This window comes from Methanothermobacter sp. (assembly GCF_049720995.1).
Taxonomy (GTDB): domain Archaea; phylum Methanobacteriota; class Methanobacteria; order Methanobacteriales; family Methanothermobacteraceae; genus Methanothermobacter.
This window is the reverse complement of record NZ_JBNASF010000014.1, coordinates 28,458-45,186: the sequence shown is the minus strand read 5'-3', so window position 1 is coordinate 45,186 and position 16,729 is coordinate 28,458. Positions and strand designations below refer to the sequence as shown.

General features: G+C 47.4%; 16 protein-coding genes. 2 read left to right on the top strand and 14 right to left on the bottom strand.

Annotation, left to right across the window (positions count from 1 at the left end; translation table 11 throughout):
* On the bottom strand, positions 1–953 hold a 953-nt coding region (locus ACPLJI_RS05790), incomplete at its 3' end, for a carboxypeptidase regulatory-like domain-containing protein (RefSeq protein ID WP_424741163.1).
* Positions 954–1,164: 211 nt separating this feature from the next.
* Between ACPLJI_RS05790 and ACPLJI_RS05785 the strand changes: the two genes are divergently transcribed.
* The gene (locus ACPLJI_RS05785) at positions 1,165–1,347 is read left to right on the top strand and encodes a CooT family nickel-binding protein (protein WP_013296301.1); all 183 of its coding nucleotides are present in this window, start codon (positions 1,165–1,167) and stop codon (positions 1,345–1,347) included.
* 156 nt (positions 1,348–1,503) lie between these two features.
* On the opposite strand, the gene mcrA is transcribed toward ACPLJI_RS05785, so the two are convergent.
* The 13 genes from mcrA to ACPLJI_RS05720 form a co-directional block, all read right to left on the bottom strand.
* Positions 1,504–3,165, bottom strand: coding sequence for a coenzyme-B sulfoethylthiotransferase subunit alpha (gene mcrA, locus ACPLJI_RS05780; protein WP_424731191.1), 1,662 nt, complete (start codon positions 3,163–3,165; stop codon positions 1,504–1,506).
* Positions 3,165–3,962, bottom strand: a complete 798-nt coding sequence (gene mcrG, locus ACPLJI_RS05775; RefSeq protein WP_424731192.1) for a coenzyme-B sulfoethylthiotransferase subunit gamma — start codon at positions 3,960–3,962, stop codon at positions 3,165–3,167. Before mcrG ends, mcrA begins: the two co-directional genes overlap by 1 nt.
* Before the next feature lie 15 nt (positions 3,963–3,977).
* Positions 3,978–4,463, bottom strand: coding sequence for a methyl-coenzyme M reductase operon protein D (gene mcrD, locus ACPLJI_RS05770; RefSeq protein WP_424731193.1), 486 nt, complete (start codon positions 4,461–4,463; stop codon positions 3,978–3,980).
* A gap of 19 nt (positions 4,464–4,482) precedes the next feature.
* Positions 4,483–5,814: a coenzyme-B sulfoethylthiotransferase subunit beta gene (gene mcrB / locus ACPLJI_RS05765; protein ID WP_424731194.1), complete on the bottom strand. Its 1,332-nt coding sequence runs from the start codon at positions 5,812–5,814 to the stop codon at positions 4,483–4,485.
* A 429-nt stretch (positions 5,815–6,243) separates the two neighbouring features.
* Entirely contained in the window at positions 6,244–7,482 is a 1,239-nt protein-coding gene (gene mvhB / locus ACPLJI_RS05760) for a polyferredoxin protein MvhB (protein ID WP_013296306.1), read from the bottom strand.
* A gap of 24 nt (positions 7,483–7,506) precedes the next feature.
* Positions 7,507–8,925 carry a F420-non-reducing hydrogenase subunit MvhA gene (mvhA, locus tag ACPLJI_RS05755; protein WP_424731195.1) on the bottom strand — a complete coding sequence of 473 codons (1,419 nt, stop codon included), beginning with the start codon at positions 8,923–8,925 and terminating at the stop codon, positions 7,507–7,509.
* Position 8,926: 1 nt separating this feature from the next.
* On the bottom strand, positions 8,927–9,853 hold the full coding sequence (gene mvhG, locus ACPLJI_RS05750; protein WP_424731196.1) for a F420-non-reducing hydrogenase subunit MvhG: 927 nt from the start codon (positions 9,851–9,853) through the stop codon (positions 8,927–8,929).
* 12 nt (positions 9,854–9,865) lie between these two features.
* The gene (locus ACPLJI_RS05745) at positions 9,866–10,291 is read right to left on the bottom strand and encodes a hydrogenase iron-sulfur subunit (RefSeq protein WP_237779326.1); all 426 of its coding nucleotides are present in this window, start codon (positions 10,289–10,291) and stop codon (positions 9,866–9,868) included.
* 168 nt (positions 10,292–10,459) lie between these two features.
* Positions 10,460–11,977, bottom strand: a complete 1,518-nt coding sequence (hmdC, locus tag ACPLJI_RS05740; RefSeq protein ID WP_424731197.1) for a 5,10-methenyltetrahydromethanopterin hydrogenase cofactor biosynthesis protein HmdC — start codon at positions 11,975–11,977, stop codon at positions 10,460–10,462.
* A 115-nt stretch (positions 11,978–12,092) separates the two neighbouring features.
* Positions 12,093–12,503, bottom strand: a complete 411-nt coding sequence (locus tag ACPLJI_RS05735; RefSeq protein WP_424731198.1) for a hydrogenase iron-sulfur subunit — start codon at positions 12,501–12,503, stop codon at positions 12,093–12,095.
* A gap of 4 nt (positions 12,504–12,507) precedes the next feature.
* Positions 12,508–13,662 (bottom strand): Coenzyme F420 hydrogenase/dehydrogenase, beta subunit C-terminal domain, encoded by a 1,155-nt coding sequence (locus ACPLJI_RS05730; RefSeq protein ID WP_424731239.1) that lies wholly within the window; start codon positions 13,660–13,662, stop codon positions 12,508–12,510.
* Positions 13,658–14,686 (bottom strand): formate dehydrogenase, encoded by a 1,029-nt coding sequence (locus tag ACPLJI_RS05725; protein WP_424731199.1) that lies wholly within the window; start codon positions 14,684–14,686, stop codon positions 13,658–13,660. The genes ACPLJI_RS05730 and ACPLJI_RS05725 overlap by 5 nt, the downstream gene beginning before the upstream one ends.
* 4 nt (positions 14,687–14,690) lie before the next feature.
* The gene (locus tag ACPLJI_RS05720) at positions 14,691–15,050 is read right to left on the bottom strand and encodes a hypothetical protein (protein ID WP_013296314.1); all 360 of its coding nucleotides are present in this window, start codon (positions 15,048–15,050) and stop codon (positions 14,691–14,693) included.
* Positions 15,051–15,646: 596 nt separating this feature from the next.
* Between ACPLJI_RS05720 and hmd the strand changes: the two genes are divergently transcribed.
* Positions 15,647–16,681 carry a 5,10-methenyltetrahydromethanopterin hydrogenase gene (gene hmd, locus ACPLJI_RS05715; RefSeq protein ID WP_424731200.1) on the top strand — a complete coding sequence of 345 codons (1,035 nt, stop codon included), beginning with the start codon at positions 15,647–15,649 and terminating at the stop codon, positions 16,679–16,681.
* Positions 16,682–16,729: the final 48 nt, after the last annotated feature.

Sequence of the window (16,729 nt, the reverse complement as noted above, 5' to 3'; positions counted from 1 at the left end):
GTTAAATTTTCTATTGTGGCGCCATCTGCCACGTCCACTTCTATAATGTAATCAAATGGATAGTTTGGACCTGTTGCAGTTTCATCCTCATGCAGAACAGCCCTTTTATTGATCCTTATTACCGAGGGGATGATGGTGATATTTTTTGCTTCACCATAGATGGGTGGGTCGACTGTTGGATCATCAAGGGGGTCATTACCAAACCGGAATATCGGTAGCGCTGTTATATTAAGTGGCAGACCTACTGTTGCATTCAGTGCCATTTTCAGGTTTGTTATCATCTCTGCAGGGGGCTGTTCAGGGGCAAAACTGCCAAATGGGTATTCTATGACAAGGAGACTATAACCTGGAGGACCCAATGTAATGTTTCTTGTGAGGGGATCCAGAAGTTCACCTGAATCCGGGAATATTCCAACATTTACGTATTTTGTCGGGAATCCCAGGTAGCTTGAATTCAGAAAAGTTATCTGTGGGGGGAGTATGAGTTCTACTATGGGTCCAAAGCCTGGTGTAGTGCCATTGTTATCAAAATCGACGTTTATCTGGAAGTTCTCGTTTATGAATGATTCTGAGGGTCCTGTGAGCGTAACTGCCGGCTGTCCAAGTGATAGGTCAACCTTTATGGATGTTTCATTATTTATTTCAATAACCTTAACACTCTCAAGATGTCCTCTGTAGCGTGCATGAAGGGTCACTGTCTTTGATGGGGTAACATTAAGTGTGTATGACCCATGAGAATCCGTTATATTGCTGATGACATGTCCTCCATCTGTATGTGCAGTTACATTAACCCCAGCGATGGTTTCGTTTAAGTTTCTACAGTTATAAACAGTTCCATAAATAATAATATCCGAAGAATTTTGATCATCAAAGGCGTATGTAGTGCCTATCAATGAGAACAAAACAAAAACTGCCGCTGAATATAGTAAATATTTATTTACCAATTTATTCATCCCCACTTTCAAATATATCTACGTAAACCTGTTTAATGTCTTGTTCTGGGATATTTATAAAATTAATTGTATTAATGTGTATATAAAAATTTCCATTTTTTTTATCCGCAGCTAAGCCCGGATCTACCGCTTAATTACATGATTAATAATGAAAAAATTTATATTGGAAAATCAATATACTCCCAAACTCAATACCAATGGAGGCCATGATATGTGTGAATCAAACCTATACTCTGAGGATGGAGACCTCCTAATGGAGGATGTTATACTCATCGAGGTCCTTGAAGATGGAATTAAAGCAACCGATGTCCTCAACTCAACGAAGAAGTTTGAAGGAAAACTCACAAGGCTGGACCTCGATAAACACAGAATTTACATAAAGCAGAAAAAATAACCTTTTTCTTAAAATATATTATTCAATAGATCCACTCAACAGCTCAAGTTAAACCACAGAAACAGGGAATTAGTTTTTGAAAAATTTCTAAATACAGAATTCTCTATCAGTAACTTCTGAAACCTATTTTTAAAAATAAAAGGTTTTATGCTGGAATTATTTTCCAGCTGGTATGATGAGGTCCCTTTCACCCTCTGGCATGAACTCCCTGAGGGCACCTGCTGCGATTGACTTCCTTGGTGATGTGAAGTCAAAGGCGAGGTCCTTATCTGCAAATGCAACCTTTATGAGTGGGTTTGTACAGAAGGCGTCTCCCCTTGCAGCGTGAGGTGCCTGGGCTATACCAGCGTACTCTGGCTGGTGACCCACGTTCATTGCGTAGTTCGGATAGTTAGGTCCACGGAGTTCGTGTATGAGTCCCTCATCGCTCCTGATTGAGAGTGAATTGGATGCACCGCACTGGTCCTGCAGGTCGTATCCGTAGAATCCGAGCCTGCTGTGGGCCTCCTTGTGGAGTATCTGGCTGAGGTACCATCCGTTGATACCTGCGTTTGAGTTTCCGGTTGCGAAGGCTGTTGAACATCCTGCTGCTGCGGCTGCAACAGCTGCCCTCTGTGATCCTCCGAAGTGGTCCTCCAGGAGGGTTGGGTATTCCTCGTACTGTTCAAGGCTGTAGAGTGTGACCTCTGTTGAGATGTCCCTGACGACATCCATTGTTGGTTTTGTTCCGCAGATTCCGTACTTGTCATCCACGTACTCCATACCGTAGTAGACGAAGTCGTCGAGGATGTCGTCGGTGTAGGATGCTGTTGCGTACTGGGTGAATCCGACACCACCTGACATGTATGAGCCGAGCCAGACCTGGTCGTAGAGTGCTGCTGCACCTGCTATGACCTCAAGTGATATGTTTGCAGGGTCATCTGAAACCCTTGAGGTCTGGACTATGTCTGCGAATGTTCCGAAGGCAACTCCACCGGGTTCGTTTGGTCCCCTTGCCCTCCTTGCAGGCATTATTGTACCCATCTCTATAACGTCTGCGTGTTTTGCGGCGTATGAGAAGTCAGCGATTGCTGCTTCACCTGCACAGAGTTTGTATGCTGATATGAAGCTCATACCGATCTGCATTGCAGACCATCTTGAGACTGTACCGCCGTCACAGGTCCTCACGACTATTGTTGGGACCCTGTTAACCTGGTAGGTCCTGTTTCCAATGTAGCTTTTGAGCTGCTCGGCCTGCTCTTCAGGGAACTCCTTGTTTATGTCTATGAGTATCCTCTTGTCCAGTTCATCTGCCAGGTTGTCGTCTCCTGTGAAGATCTTGGCGTAGCAGTCCTCCACGAGTCCCGGGTGTACCTCGACCATGTGCTCCTGGACAACGGCACCGCCTGGGAGTGCGTGGTTGATTGCCTCCATGTACTCGTTGATTGTCTCAGGGGTTACCTCCACACCGAGCCTCTTCTCAAGGACGGCGTGTGCTGTGTCCATACCCACTATAACTGTCCTTTTTATGTCGTCCACCATCTGCTGGATGGCTGCGTTGTTCACGAAGTGGAGGTCGTCACCTTCAACGTAGGCGTCTGTTCCTGAAACCCTGTATGCCATGAGTTTCCTCTGACCCAGTGGCACGCCTATGTCAGGGTTGTAGAATGGTATTCCGCCCCTCTTCTCTGCTGCCTTCTTGGCGTACTCTGTGAATTCTTTTTTACGTGCGGACTGTTCCCATCCGCCGAAGCAGTAGAAGTTTGTGTATTTTTCGTCAGGGTCTTCCCCCTCAAACTTCTTCTTTAAAGCCTTAAGGAATAGTTTCTTTTCATCCATTAATCATCACCTAGCCTTTTTCTTAGGTCATCCTTGAATACGTCCATACCGAATCCGCCCAGGGTACGGCCGGTGTGTATGTTTTCAACAACTTCAATTGCCTCTTTATCATCCCTCATAGCGATGTTGTCCTTCCTGTAGATTGTGGTGATCTTCTTGAGTTCATCCTCGCCGAGGGGCTGGCCCATGTCCACTGGCTCGTCAAGGGGCCTTCCTACCTGGTCCTTGACGTAGACCACTTGGCCCTTCTCCTCATCGAAGACGTACCTCTGGAGGGCGTCGAACATTAGACCGTTTTCATCGAGCCTCAGGGAGTGTCCGTGAACTGTTGCACCCCTTATACCGGTTGTTGCAGGGTCAAAGAGCTCGGTTTCCACCAGTTCCTTTGAGACTCCCTCAAGGTCAAGTTCCCTCATCTCAATGACCTGCCTTCCTGAGAGTGTACCTGTGTCAACACCACGGTACCTCCACATGTAGGTCCTTGCCCTGTCATAGGGCTGGGCAGGTGCATTGTACATGGAGTCTGCAAACTGGATGTACCTGACCCTCACACCTTCCTTTGCACCCTGTATGGGTTCAACCATGTCCCTTACGATGTCCTCCTCGAAGTCCATCTCATCCAGTGGTGGGTGCACTGACTTGTAACTTTCACCGGGGTTTCTGTGTCCCAGGACCTTGACCAGGTCCTCGTCTGATACTTCCCTTAATTTACGGAATTCGTAATCAGGGTCCATGTGTTTTCTTCTGTTTTCAGCTATCTGGGTTTCTCCAGGAGTGTACTGGGCTTTGTAAGACATATCATAACCTCACAATCATTTTATGTTAATAACGGTGTCCTTCACCCTTGAACTTGGATCAGCCATACCGATTATCCTGGGGTCGATTTTGTCCTCAAAGTTGAGACCGTATTTGAGGTAATCGGATATGGTGATGTCCTTCTTTGTGAAGGCACCTATGAATAGCTTATAGGGACAGGGGAGCACTTCCCTCAGGATTTCATCGATTTTCTCCATGTTATCCTCCAGGGCCTCCGGGAGTATCCCGACTATGACCTCTCCGACCTTAACGCGGAGTTCAACCTCCTCTCCACGCACCATTATTCTTCTCCGGTCGCTGTGTTTAACCTCTGTGCCCCTTGCAGGTCCATAGTAAACCCTGTCGGGTATCGACGGTCCATGAACCAGTACCCTGACTATACCCTCAAGGGCGTAGATGCTGTTCAGCAGTTTCTCAACGGTTTCCGGTTTCAGGAGCCTCTGGGGAAATATCTTCACATCGACGAATCCTGTTTCTGGCATTTCAACTCCCCGTTTAAGCCTATAACTGGTCCTTTACCTCTGCAGCACCTTTTGCAACGTTGACTATTGGTTCCCTGAAGTAGTCTATTTCGCTGTAAACTGATCCTATGAGTCCTGATGTCTTTTCAACTGAGAACATCTGTGTTCCTGCGTCAAGACACATGGCTGCAGCCACGCATGGGAGGGCGAATCCCTTACTGTGCCTTGTTACGACGTGGTTTCCGTGGAATATACCTGGACCTCCTCCACCATAGATGGAGTGGCTGAAGAATGAGAATCCCACTGCTGTACCCATGGCCCTTCCGAAGTCCACGCCTGGGAGTCCTGTTTCGTATTCAAGGATGTCGTTGTAGTAGAGCACTGTTGATGCAACGCCCTGGGCTGCCCTTGCTGCTCCCACGTTGACTATTGTTGCTGCAAGGAGTCCTGTTGCTGCGTAGGCATTCCATAGTGCCCAGTCGGCTGGTTCGTAGACCTTGTAGCCTGAGTTCATCTCCCTGGCCACTTTAACGACTCCGTCCTCAACTGCCCTTTCCACCAGTGAAGCTATTACTGTACCTACTGTGCCCTTACCGTTCTCTTTAACCAGGTCAAAGAGAAGGTTGTTGGCGTTGAGTCCCTGGTATGCAAGTCCAAGGAGGTGCATTCTTTCGAATGCCCCGACAGCGTCACCTGTTTCGAACATTGCTGTCTGTTCGAGTATGGATGATAGTGCTGATGCGTTGAGTGTGTTCTTTCTTGTGATGGCAACGACGTGGTTTGCCATTATGTTCCTGAGACCGTATCCAAGTCCCTCAAGGAGCACAGGTGGTCCGAGGAGTGTTGAGAGGTTGGCCCCTGTGAAGTCCACTGTCTGTGGGTATCTTCCCATTACAGCTGTTTTAACTGCATTTGCATCGAACATGTCCACGTCGAATTCGTCGATGATTGCCTGTACAACTGCTGCCCCTGTGACAAGTGCTGAGACGGTGTAGTCTGCTGCTACACCCATCCTTGTTGTTGGGACCTGTACCAGGATCTGCTGGCCGTTGTTTATGAGGCGTATGTTTGTGTCGTCGTCCTCTGAGGTCTGGACGAGTTTTTTGACCTTTTCAGCGATTGCCTCTGCGTTTTCAACGATTGGCAGTTCAATTTCCCTTCCCGGGATGAAGTTGGATTTTCCTCCAAGGGCTGCCTTCCTGAGGCTTCCCTCGATTCCGGCGAGGTTCACCGCAACTGACCTCTTCACGTCGCTTACCAGGTTTGCTATTGTCGGGTTCTTAAGGGGGCTTATGGCTTCAAGAGGAACATCCTCCTCAAGGAGCTTACCATCTGCCCCATAGAGATCTATTCTGTCTTCATACATTGGCATGGTATTCACACCTCTTGGTTTTTATTTGTTTATTAATAAAATTTATTAATTTATTATTGAATGTGAGGGGGTTATTGGTTTGGTTTATGGTCTTAACAGTGTTCATCTCAGATTCAATGTCTCTAAATGTGCCTTCAGGTTATACCGAAGTTCATCCTCCAACCTCCAGAGCATAGCTCATTATAGAACAAGCCATACTGCACATATCAGTATTAACCGGTATTAATTCAGATATAACCGCTTATGCTTCATTTTCTGGACATCTATGACTCTATTGAATAAGAAAGAAGGATAATATAAATGTTTTCAAAAGGAAAAAAAGAAAAATTTTAAATATGAAAAAATGGGTTTCATAAAAATATTATTCTGAATAATAACATGTGGCATGTGAAGTCCGGAGTCATCCTGAAAAACAAAAAAGAGGTGGGTTTATTTCAGTGACAGTGCACCCTTCGGACAGGCAGGTATGCACTGGTCACAGAGTATACAGAACCCTTTGAGTGGAACCTTCTCATCGGTGAGTTTCAGCATGTCGTATGGACAGGCCTCTATACAGTCACCGCACTGGTCACAGAGGGCAGGATTGTACTGGACCCTCTTCCTCTTGACAACCTCACCATCAATGACCTTGTCCATATCCACAAGGCTGAGGGCTCCCTTTGGACAGGCCATGGTACATGCACCGCAGCGTGTACACATGGCAAATGATGGCTCCTCATCCACCTTCTCATTGTCAGGGAGCTTCATGCCCTCTCTGGTCACAACCCTTATTGCATCGTTGGGGCATATGTTGGCGCATGCACCGATGAAGTCACATTTTCCTTCATCCCAGACAAGGCCCTCTTCACTTGCAGGTTTGGCAGGTCCGAGTTCCACATCAAGGTCTATGGCATCCACTGGACAGAGCTGTTCACATAACCCGCAGGCTGTACAGATGGCTGGAAGTTCAACTGTAAGGTTTGATGACTTTGGAACTATGAAGTCACCGGGGCATGCCTCAACACAGGTGTTGCAGCCTATACATGCCTCCTCATCCAGTTCGAACTTCCTGATTTCCTTGGCCCTCTTCTCTGGTTTTTTGCCTGAGATGTAGACAGCGTTCCAGGGACAGGTCTGTGCACAGACACCACACTTTATGCAGGTGTCCTCATCGATCTCTATGACTCCACCCACCTTTTCAAGGGTTATGGCATCCACAGGGCATTCAGGGACACACATTCCACAGCCAACACAGTCAGCAATGAATATGGGCCCTTCGATTTCCAGTTCAACCTTTGCTGGTTCCTTTATGCCCTCAACGCCTATGACACCCACAGGGCAGATGTCAACGCACTTCTGGCACATGACACAGAATCCCTGAAGCGGAATCTTTTTGACCTTACCCTCGTCAAGTTTGAGGATCTGTGGAGGGCAGACCTCCACGCAGTCCCCGCACTCATTACACTTATCAGGGTTGAAAACTATCCTGCCCTGTGTGTTACCTGCCTCATCAACCACCAGGTCCTCAATTTTGAGGGCGCCGGTTGGGCAGGCATCGACACACTTGGGTTCCCCGCCGCAGATGTCACAGTAGATAACATCCTCCGGTGTTACCTCAATGGCTGCGGTAGGGCAGGTCCCCTGGCAGGCACCACACCTTATGCAGTCCTCTTTGTTGACAACTATCATTTTACCACCTTTACCCGGGTGAAATTAGATCCTTTTTACAAGGTCGCCTTCACTGTCGTATACTTCCAAGGTGGCAAGTCTCATCTGACTGTCAATGGTGTGTGTCGCGCAGGAGAGACATGGGTCGTATGCCCTTATGACCATCTCCATGAGGTTGAATATCTTATCATCCACTTCAACACCAGGTTTGATGTAGTCCTGGGCAACCTTATGGATACCCATCTCCATGGCAGGGTTGTTCTGGATTGTTGCAACCACGATGTTTGCCCTGGTTATGAGGCCGTTTTCATCACAGGTGTAGTGGTGTGTGAGTGTTCCCCTTGGTGCCTCAACTATACCCACACCGTCGCCTGCCTGCCTTTCAAGTGAGTCAGGGAATTTCTCTCCGGATAGGTCTCCTTCAAGTGCATCGGCTGCACATTCGGCACATGCGAGGAGTTCTATGAGCCTTGCCCAGTGGTAGAGCAGTGTCTGCTGTGCGTATCCAAAGTTGTCCCTGAACTCCTTGAAGTATTCCTGTGCCTTTGGAGCTGCATCAGGCATCTTGTCTGCGACGTTGAGCCTTGAGAGTGGTGAGACACGGTAGACACCGTCAGGGTAGCCCAAGTCCTTTATGTATGGGAATTTGAGCCAGGAGTATGGTTTAACGTGTTCAGCGATGGTGTCGGCGTAGTCTGCTGGCTTGAACTCCCTGAACATGTTTCCTTCCTTGTCCTTTATCCTCACTATACCATCGTAGACGTCCCATACACCGTCCTTAACGAGACCTGTGTGGTATGTCTCGATGTTACCCAGTGAGTTCACGAGGTCAATGTTCTCCTCGAATATTGGAACTGCAAGTTCCAGTGTGGCCTCTGCCAGTTCAACGTTCCTCTGGGCCTTCTGAAGGAGGTCCTTCTGTGTTTCATCGTCAAGTTCTGTTGATATACCCCCTGGTGTTGAGGAGGTTGGGTGAATTGGCCTTCCACCTGTGGCCCTGACGAGTTCCAGAGCATTTTTACGTAACTCTATGGCCTGAAGAGCAACATCAGGGGCGTCCTTTATTATCTGGAAGACGTTTCTTGTCTTCCTGTCCTTACCTGCTATGAAGTCAGGGGCTGCGAGGAAGTAGAAGTGCAGACCATGTGAGTGCATGTATGAGCCCCAGTTCATGATCTCCCTCATCTTGTAGGCTGCAGGGAGAACATCTTCAGGTTCGAATCCAAAGCAGGCGTCAACAGCCTTTGCAGCTGCCAGGTGGTGCTGCACATCACAGATACCGCAGATCCTTGGAACTATCCTGGGGGCTTCCTCTATGGGTCTTCCCTGGAGGAATTTTTCAAATCCACGGAATTCCATGACATGGAGCCTTGTGTCCTCAACATTACCTGCATCATCAAGGTGTACGGTAATCTTGGCGTGACCTTCAATACGGGTCACAGGTTCCATTGTGAGTTTAACCATCTTATTTACCCTCCTTCTTTATTTTCATTGGTATGAGTGCTGCTGGAAGTGTGAATGTGTAGAATGTTCCAACAATGTCATCCAGCTGTTCAGCCACTTCCTCAGGGTCGACGGTTTTGTCCTCCTCGACCTTGTAGTCAGAGGCTATGGCACTTATCATCTTGGCACCCTGGTCCTCCACACGTGCTGTTGGACCGTAGCAGCCACGGCATGGTATGGCTATGCTAGGGCACTCTGCACCGCAGATTGATATGGTTGCTGGGCCCATGCATATGAGTCCCTGTGGTATGAGACAGAGGTCATCCTCTGGTTTACCAACCTCGAACTGCCTTTTTATGAAGTCCATTGCAAGGCCTTCCGGTGGTTTTTCCCTTGGGCAGACCTCACAGAGGTTTGTGCTTGGCAGTTCTATTTCTTCGCCCTTGAGGAGTGCGAGAACAACCTCAGCGACAACATCAGATCTTGGTGGGCATCCAGGAATTTCAAAGTCAACGTCTATGACTTCACCGAGTGGCTTGACCCTTCCCTCAAGGTGTGGTACCTCTTCGGATGGTATGACACCCTCCTCGTTTGGTGTTGTTATTGAGTTGATGTAGGCTTCCTCTATGACCTCCTCCTTGTCCCAGAGGTTCCTGAGGCCTGGTATGCCTCCGTATACAGCACATGTACCGTAACTTACGACAAATTTGGCCTTTTCCCTGAGCTCCTCTGCGAATTCCCTGTTTTCATCGTTTACGATTCCGCCCTCGATGATAACAACATCGAGTTCAGGGATTTCATCGTATTTTGTGTCCATTAAAACAGGGCTGAATTCAAAGTCAGCAAGTTCCATGACATCCAGAAGTGCTTCGTGTAAGTCTGCAATGGACAGGTGGCAGCCGGAGCATCCTCCAAGCCACATTGTTCCTATTTTTGCCTTTTCAGCCATTTAACATCCTCCTTATGCTTCAGCTAGCTGTTTTTTGATTGGTGATGGACCAAGGGCCCTTATTCTGTCAACCATCATCTTGACGGTTTCAGCGAATTTTTCACCCTCTGATGCGGATATCCAGTCGTGGTGGATCCTTTCCCTGCCAATTCCAAGCTCATCTGCCAGTTTGTAGATCAGTCTCATTCTCCTGTCGAGCTTGTAGTTTCCTGCGTCGTAGTGGCAGTCACCGTGGTGGCATCCTGTTACGAGAACACCGTCAGCGCCTTCCCTGAATGCCTTGAGAACAAACTGTGGCTCTATCCTTCCTGAGCACATCACACGGATAACCCTAATGTTTGTAGGGTACTGCATCCTTGCTGTTCCTGCAGTGTCCGCTCCACCGTAGGAACACCAGTTACAACAGAACATCACAATCTTTATGTCATCTTCAGCCATAGAGTTTCCTCCTTGCTTGGGTTGTACTTATAATTGTACTTGGTATATGGTTTAGGAGTGGCAAGTATAAAGGTTACTTATGAAACAATTTCGAAAATTTTATATGTGTGGTTAAAATTTTTATTATTTTTAATACTGCCGGCTCCCCATTAAACCGTTAAATGATGTTCATACAAGTGTCACCGCCTCTCTGAATTTTCCGGAAATTCTTGCAGCGATCTCCGGGATGGTCGTGGAAACTATGGCTGAATCCGAATCCCTGTATGCATCCGCGTCACTGGAACCGCCACATCGGACCTCTGTTTTAATTTCTGATCTGAGGTTATCGGTGCTAACCCATTCAACCCACGGGTCACTGTCCACAAGTACGAATTCATCCACCATTCCATCGAGTTTCTTTGCAATAACCCATGATACAAATCTTGCGCCAAAGATTGCCACTGTTCCGTGTATATCTCCATTTCTGGCCATCTCCACAAGCGTATCCACGTCTCTATTTATCTTAACCCGTTCATAGAGTGGAGTTGATGGGAGGCATGCCCAGTGGGCGTCGCCCACGTATGTATGCCCGATGGTTTCTGGATAAACATTCTCTCTCCCTGAAACCTTTACTGCAGCTGCAAGGGCCTCAAGCTGGGGCTTCTGCACTGGTACAGGTGTGAGAGCAGCCTCAACCTCCTCCCTCATTATCTTCATGACCCTGGGGAGGCCAAACTTACCCCTTCTTGCTGTGCCGGGACTGTAACCACACATGTAACCATGGTGGTTCTTTGGGAAACCTGTTATTATGGCGTTCAGCCCTGCCCTTAGCCCTATGCGGCACTCGTCCTCATATGCGCCGTTGGTTGCAACGATTCTCCCTGGTGTAAGGATCCTTGCTGCGGCAACAGCCCCTGCAAAGGCGTCGAGTCTGTCAGAGGCAAGGTTGAATGGGCCGCCCTCAAGTACGAATACATCGACCCCCATATGGAGTCCTGCCTCAAAGCCAGATATGAGGTCATCGTATCCATCTCCAACGAACATTATGGCCTCAACACCCTTACCATGCTTCCTTGCAAGTTGAAGGACCTCTTCTGCCTCATCAAGGGGTGCTGCATGGTTTTCAGCCCCCTGAACAGGTGTGAGGTTAACAGCCACAGAGGAGGCAAGTTCAACCCATTCATCCCTGTCAGGCAGGCCCTCCTTTTCCTTTTCAAGGAGTCTTGAATGTATACGTTGCCTTGGACAGCCCTCAAAGGGGGGTCCCTCCAGGTAACATTGGCCTCCGCATCCGGTTATTGACCGGGGAAACCTCATGGGGCCGTATCTTCCAAAGTGGTCAAGGTCCAGGGGGACCTCAGTGGTCTCCCGCACCTCCCTCATGAGATCCACAGGCCTCATGCCGTAGTTCTCGGCTATATCTGCAAATGCATAGGCACAGACGTGTATTGTTGCACCTATCGTGTCTGAAAGGATGCAGTTTCCAATAAGATCCATCCTCTCAAGGTCAGATGCGCAGGTGCCCACAATGATCTCTGTGAGGTCACAGCCGAGGGGAAACCTCTTGAAGGTGGCCCCCAGCTTAATCTTATCCTCCCTTGAAAGGTCAGAAATTGCATCCACAACCGCGATGACATCCCTGTCCATTTTCATGATTTCCCATGCAGTTTCAGGATTATCCACTGCTTCCCTGATGATATCGTGCATATTGTTTCACCTTCATAGGTCACTGTGATTCACTCTGATACCAGATGTTATAAATTTTGACAAAAATTATGGGTTAATAAGAACATGCTGCTTTAACCCATAATTTTAATACCTGCTATTTTCCCGCCCTCTTCAGTGGCCCAAGGGATTTTACAGTCTCATAGAAATCCTGCATTGTTTTCTGAAATTTTTCACCCTCTGATGCTGATATCCACTCCCACCTGAACCTTTCCTTATCTACGCCAAATTCAGGGAGGATATCCTCAATGAACCGGGCCCTTCTTTTCCATTTGTAGTTTCCTGAATCATAGTGGCAGTCCCCTATGTGGCATCCGCCGACAAAGACGCCATCTGCACCCTCGCGGAAGGCCTTCAGTATCATTGAGGCGTTAACGCGGCCTGAACACATCACCCTTATTATGCGGACGTTGGGTGGATACTGCATCCTCGCTGTTCCCGCGGTATCCGCTCCGCCATAGGAACACCAGTTACAGCAGAAACCAACTATCTTTGGCTCGAAACTCATCATATCACCCCTGATCCTTCTCCCCGCTGTACATTGGGGGCAGTTCCTGGCTCACCCCTGCTTTGAATCCCGTCCTGTTACGGTATTTTTTCTGTATCCTGTGGTAGATCCTTGCAATGGGTATGTCCATTGGGCAGACATCCTCGCACTGGCCGCAGTTGATGCAGCTGAAGCCCATGTGCGAGAGCCTCACTCCCTGGAATGTGAGGGGGTCCGGTGCCTTCTCATCTGATTCCAGGAGGTAGTCCCTTTCAAGTTCACATTCCCTGCAGAAGCATACCGGACAGGCGTCCCTGCATGCGAAGCAGTTTATACAGCGCTTCCAGTACTCATTCCATTCATCCAGTGAGGGGTATTCCTCATCAAGGTATTTATCCTGAAACCTTCTGGCCATGCTGATCATTGCATTTTCGATTTTCTCCCTTATCTTTATCATCTTCTTGGAGGGTTCCCTCACCTCAATGTATCCACTGCTGCGGGCGCCATCAATGATCTCCTGACCTCTTTCAGTGTTGACCTCTATGAAGGTCCATCCGTCCTCTGCACCCCAGTTTCCACAGGCTATATCAGCGTTGCGTGGGACCATTATTTCGCAGCGCTGACAGTTCTCCCGTCTCCCGAAACCCTCCTCCTCAAGGTAATCGATTGAGATCTCCCTGTGACTTCCATCCCTGAGTTCCACTATGAATTTACCCCTGTCAATCTCCTCACTCACAACATCATCAGGGTCTATCTCATAGAAGGTCTCTATCATTTCCCGGGCGGATACAGGGGCAAGGGTTCCGCCGCAGTTCAGCCCGATCTTGTATACCTTATCAGGGTCTATCTGGTGCCTCTTCTCAAGCTCCCTTATTGCCATTGCATCACAGGGTTTTACAGCTACGGCCAGCCTCATATCACTTAGATAGCGGGATATGAGGTCCCCGAACATGGTGGGTGCGCAGTGCAGGGAACCGCAGGTTGATTCTATACCTGAAGAATCCTCAAGTAGAACGGGGATTCCATCATACACGTCATCTCCCCTTTCCAGTGTTAGTACAGCGTCCACAACTTCTTTATCCAGCATGTACTTGAATATGGCTGTCACCGCTCCTCCACATTCTCCTTTTCTCTGAATCTCCTCGTCTGTAGCCCGTGCAAGGAAGTACTTCATCTCAATCACCTGCCCTGAGTATTCTTTCAAATATTTCCATGTCTGAGAGAACCCCTTCTGGTGCCTGCAGTGCGGGTTCAAGTTTCATGGTGTATCCCGCTGTGCTGGTGTATGAACCTGATTTTTCACACCATGCTGCCACTGGAAGGAAAATATCAGGTGTCAGACCTTCAGTTCTTATGGACTGGAGAACGAATTTTCCTGATACATCCACCGGCTCTGCAGCTGCACCGGGATCTATTAACCAGACAGAATCAAATTCTCCTTCATTAACGGGAGGTAAATGTTGCATCACCCCCCTCGTGTTGAAGTCTTCAAAGATGGGGAGAACATCAAATTCATTTTCAGATGAGAACTCAAGAACGGGTCCTATAATTTCCGGTATTTCAGGTGTTATTATAATCAGAGACCCCCCTGGAAGTTGCTGGAGATCATTCAGTAGCTCCCTCTCATCTGAGAAGGTTATGTGAAACCCTGAATTTACCGCCATTCTTGTTTCATCCCTTCTGTCATAGGATCTCACCTCTGCTCCGGCAGCCATTGCATGGAATATTCTCCTACCTATGAGTGGGGCGCATGTTATGGCATCTCCTATGACTGCAATGTTATCATAGTCCCTGATCTTTCTGATATCAATTTCAGGATAATCAAATTCAGGGAAAACGGTTATTAAACCTGATTTTTTTACATTAAAGTTTTCTATGATTTCTCTGAGTTTGAGTGCCTCCTCATTGGTGAGGGTTCCTGTTGTCAGGATGGATATGTCCTCTGATGAAAGAAGTTCTGTTAATTTATCCAGTGCCTCATCCCAGTTCACTCCACTTAGTTTCCCTGATTTTTTAACTCCAGGGGATGTTACTCTGTCCATCAAGGGGATTTCATAGCAATCCCTGCCGGCCCTGCATGTCTTTCCCTCATTGACCGGGTGTCTCCTGTAGGGGTAGGTTCCCACAGGTGCGCCACCCATCTCCACAATATTCACGCCACAGCCTGCACTGCAGGAAGGGCATAAGGTGTGTTTCACAATCATTTATCTACACCTCCAGATTTTTCACCTTACCCTTGAACTCATCAATACTGAGAAGTTCATTCTGGACGCTGATGGTCCTATCACGGGTTATGTTGAACATCTCCACCATGATGTTAAGTCCAAGGTCAAGCAGAAGTTCAGATAGGTTTCCGGGTAGTTTCTCAGAGTCTTCAAGAACAACCTTCCCCTCCACCTTGAATTTCAGGGGTACTCCTCTTTCTGATTCCATATAAAATGTGTATCCCACCGAGTTATTTCCAAAATCTGTGTAGTCAATTTTCCAGTCCATATCAAGGCTCAGGGTACACGATTTTGGGTTTTTCTCAGGGCGAAAAAGTCCAATCCTCTGAATCTGGATTTCCATGCTTTCACCACAACCTCCGGTTTTATGTTTATCATAAGTATGTGCTAATAAGTATTACATATATAAATGTTTCCAAAATAAAAAAATGATTAAAATGCTTCAAAAAGAATTATATGAAATTTTTGGGTTTATTTTTTGAATTGAGTTCTTCTAAATGTTTAAAAATGAAAAAATAGTATTTAAGTGACCTGTAAACTCAGGATTAATATTTGGGGTCATGGAAATATGTTCATAATAAATATTTATTTTTTATTATTAATGCTGTTCCAGAGGGGGATCCAGCAAAATGAGGAAACAGCCCATCACTTTAACCCTGAGGGTGTCTCTCTGATCTTCTAAATGAAATTAAAAACCGGAAGGTGAGAAATTTTAATATTAATATTTTAATAATTATGAACACCCTGTGTCCTGTAGCTGCTGTAAAGCACACAGGAACCCAGTGATGTTCCTGATGGCTACAGTTGCCCCTCCAGATAAAACAATTCCATTTATAAGCTTTTTGGTTTGAAAATTATCAAAAAATATATTTATACTGGAAACCGATTAATCTGTACTACTAATAATATGAGTAGTATTACAGAAATGGAGTGATAGATATGAAACTTGCAATACTAGGTGCGGGATGTTACAGGACCCACGCGGCCAGTGGAATAACAAACTTTTCCAGGGCCTGTGAAGTCGCTGAAATGGTTGGAAAACCAGAAATAGCCATGACCCATTCCACAATAACAATGGGTGCTGAGCTGAAGGAACTTGCAGGTGTCGACGAAGTGGTCGTTGCAGACCCTGTATTCGACAACCAGTTCACAGTCATAGACGACTTCGCCTACGAGGACGTCATAGAGGCCCACAAGGAGGACCCTGAAAAAATAATGCCACAGATCCGGGAAAAGGTCAACGAAGTCGCCAAGGAGCTTCCAAAACCACCAGAAGGTGCAATACACTTCACACACCCTGAAGACCTTGGATTTGAAATAACAACAGACGACAGGGAAGCGGTTGCAGACGCAGACTTCATCATGACCTGGTTCCCAAAGGGTGACATGCAGCCAGACATAATAAACAAGTTCATAGACGACATAAAGCCTGGCGCAATAGTCACACACGCCTGCACAATTCCAACCACCAAGTTCTACAAGATCTTTGAACAGAAACATGGCGACCTGGTAACCAAACCTGAAACACTCAACGTAACATCCTACCACCCAGGCGCTGTTCCTGAAATGAAGGGACAGGTATACATTGCAGAGGGCTACGCCTCAGAGGACGCAATAGGAACCCTCTTCGAACTCGGACAGAAGGCCAGGGGTAACGCATACCGGCTACCAGCAGAACTCCTCGGTCCTGTCTGTGACATGTGTTCAGCACTGACAGCAATAACCTACGCAGGTATACTATCCTACAGGGATTCAGTTACACAGGTACTCGGCGCACCCGCAGGTTTCGCACAGATGATGGCCAAGGAGTCCCTGGAGCAGATAACAGCTCTCATGGAAAAGGTTGGAATAGACAAGATGGAAGAGAACCTCGACCCCGGTGCACTCCTGGGTACAGCTGACTCCATGAACTTCGGAGCATCAGCAGAGATACTTCCAACCGTCTTTGAAATCCTCGAGAAGAGGAAGAAATAACCGGGCCACGGCCCAAAAAATTTATTTATTTTTTTAACCAACTGGGTT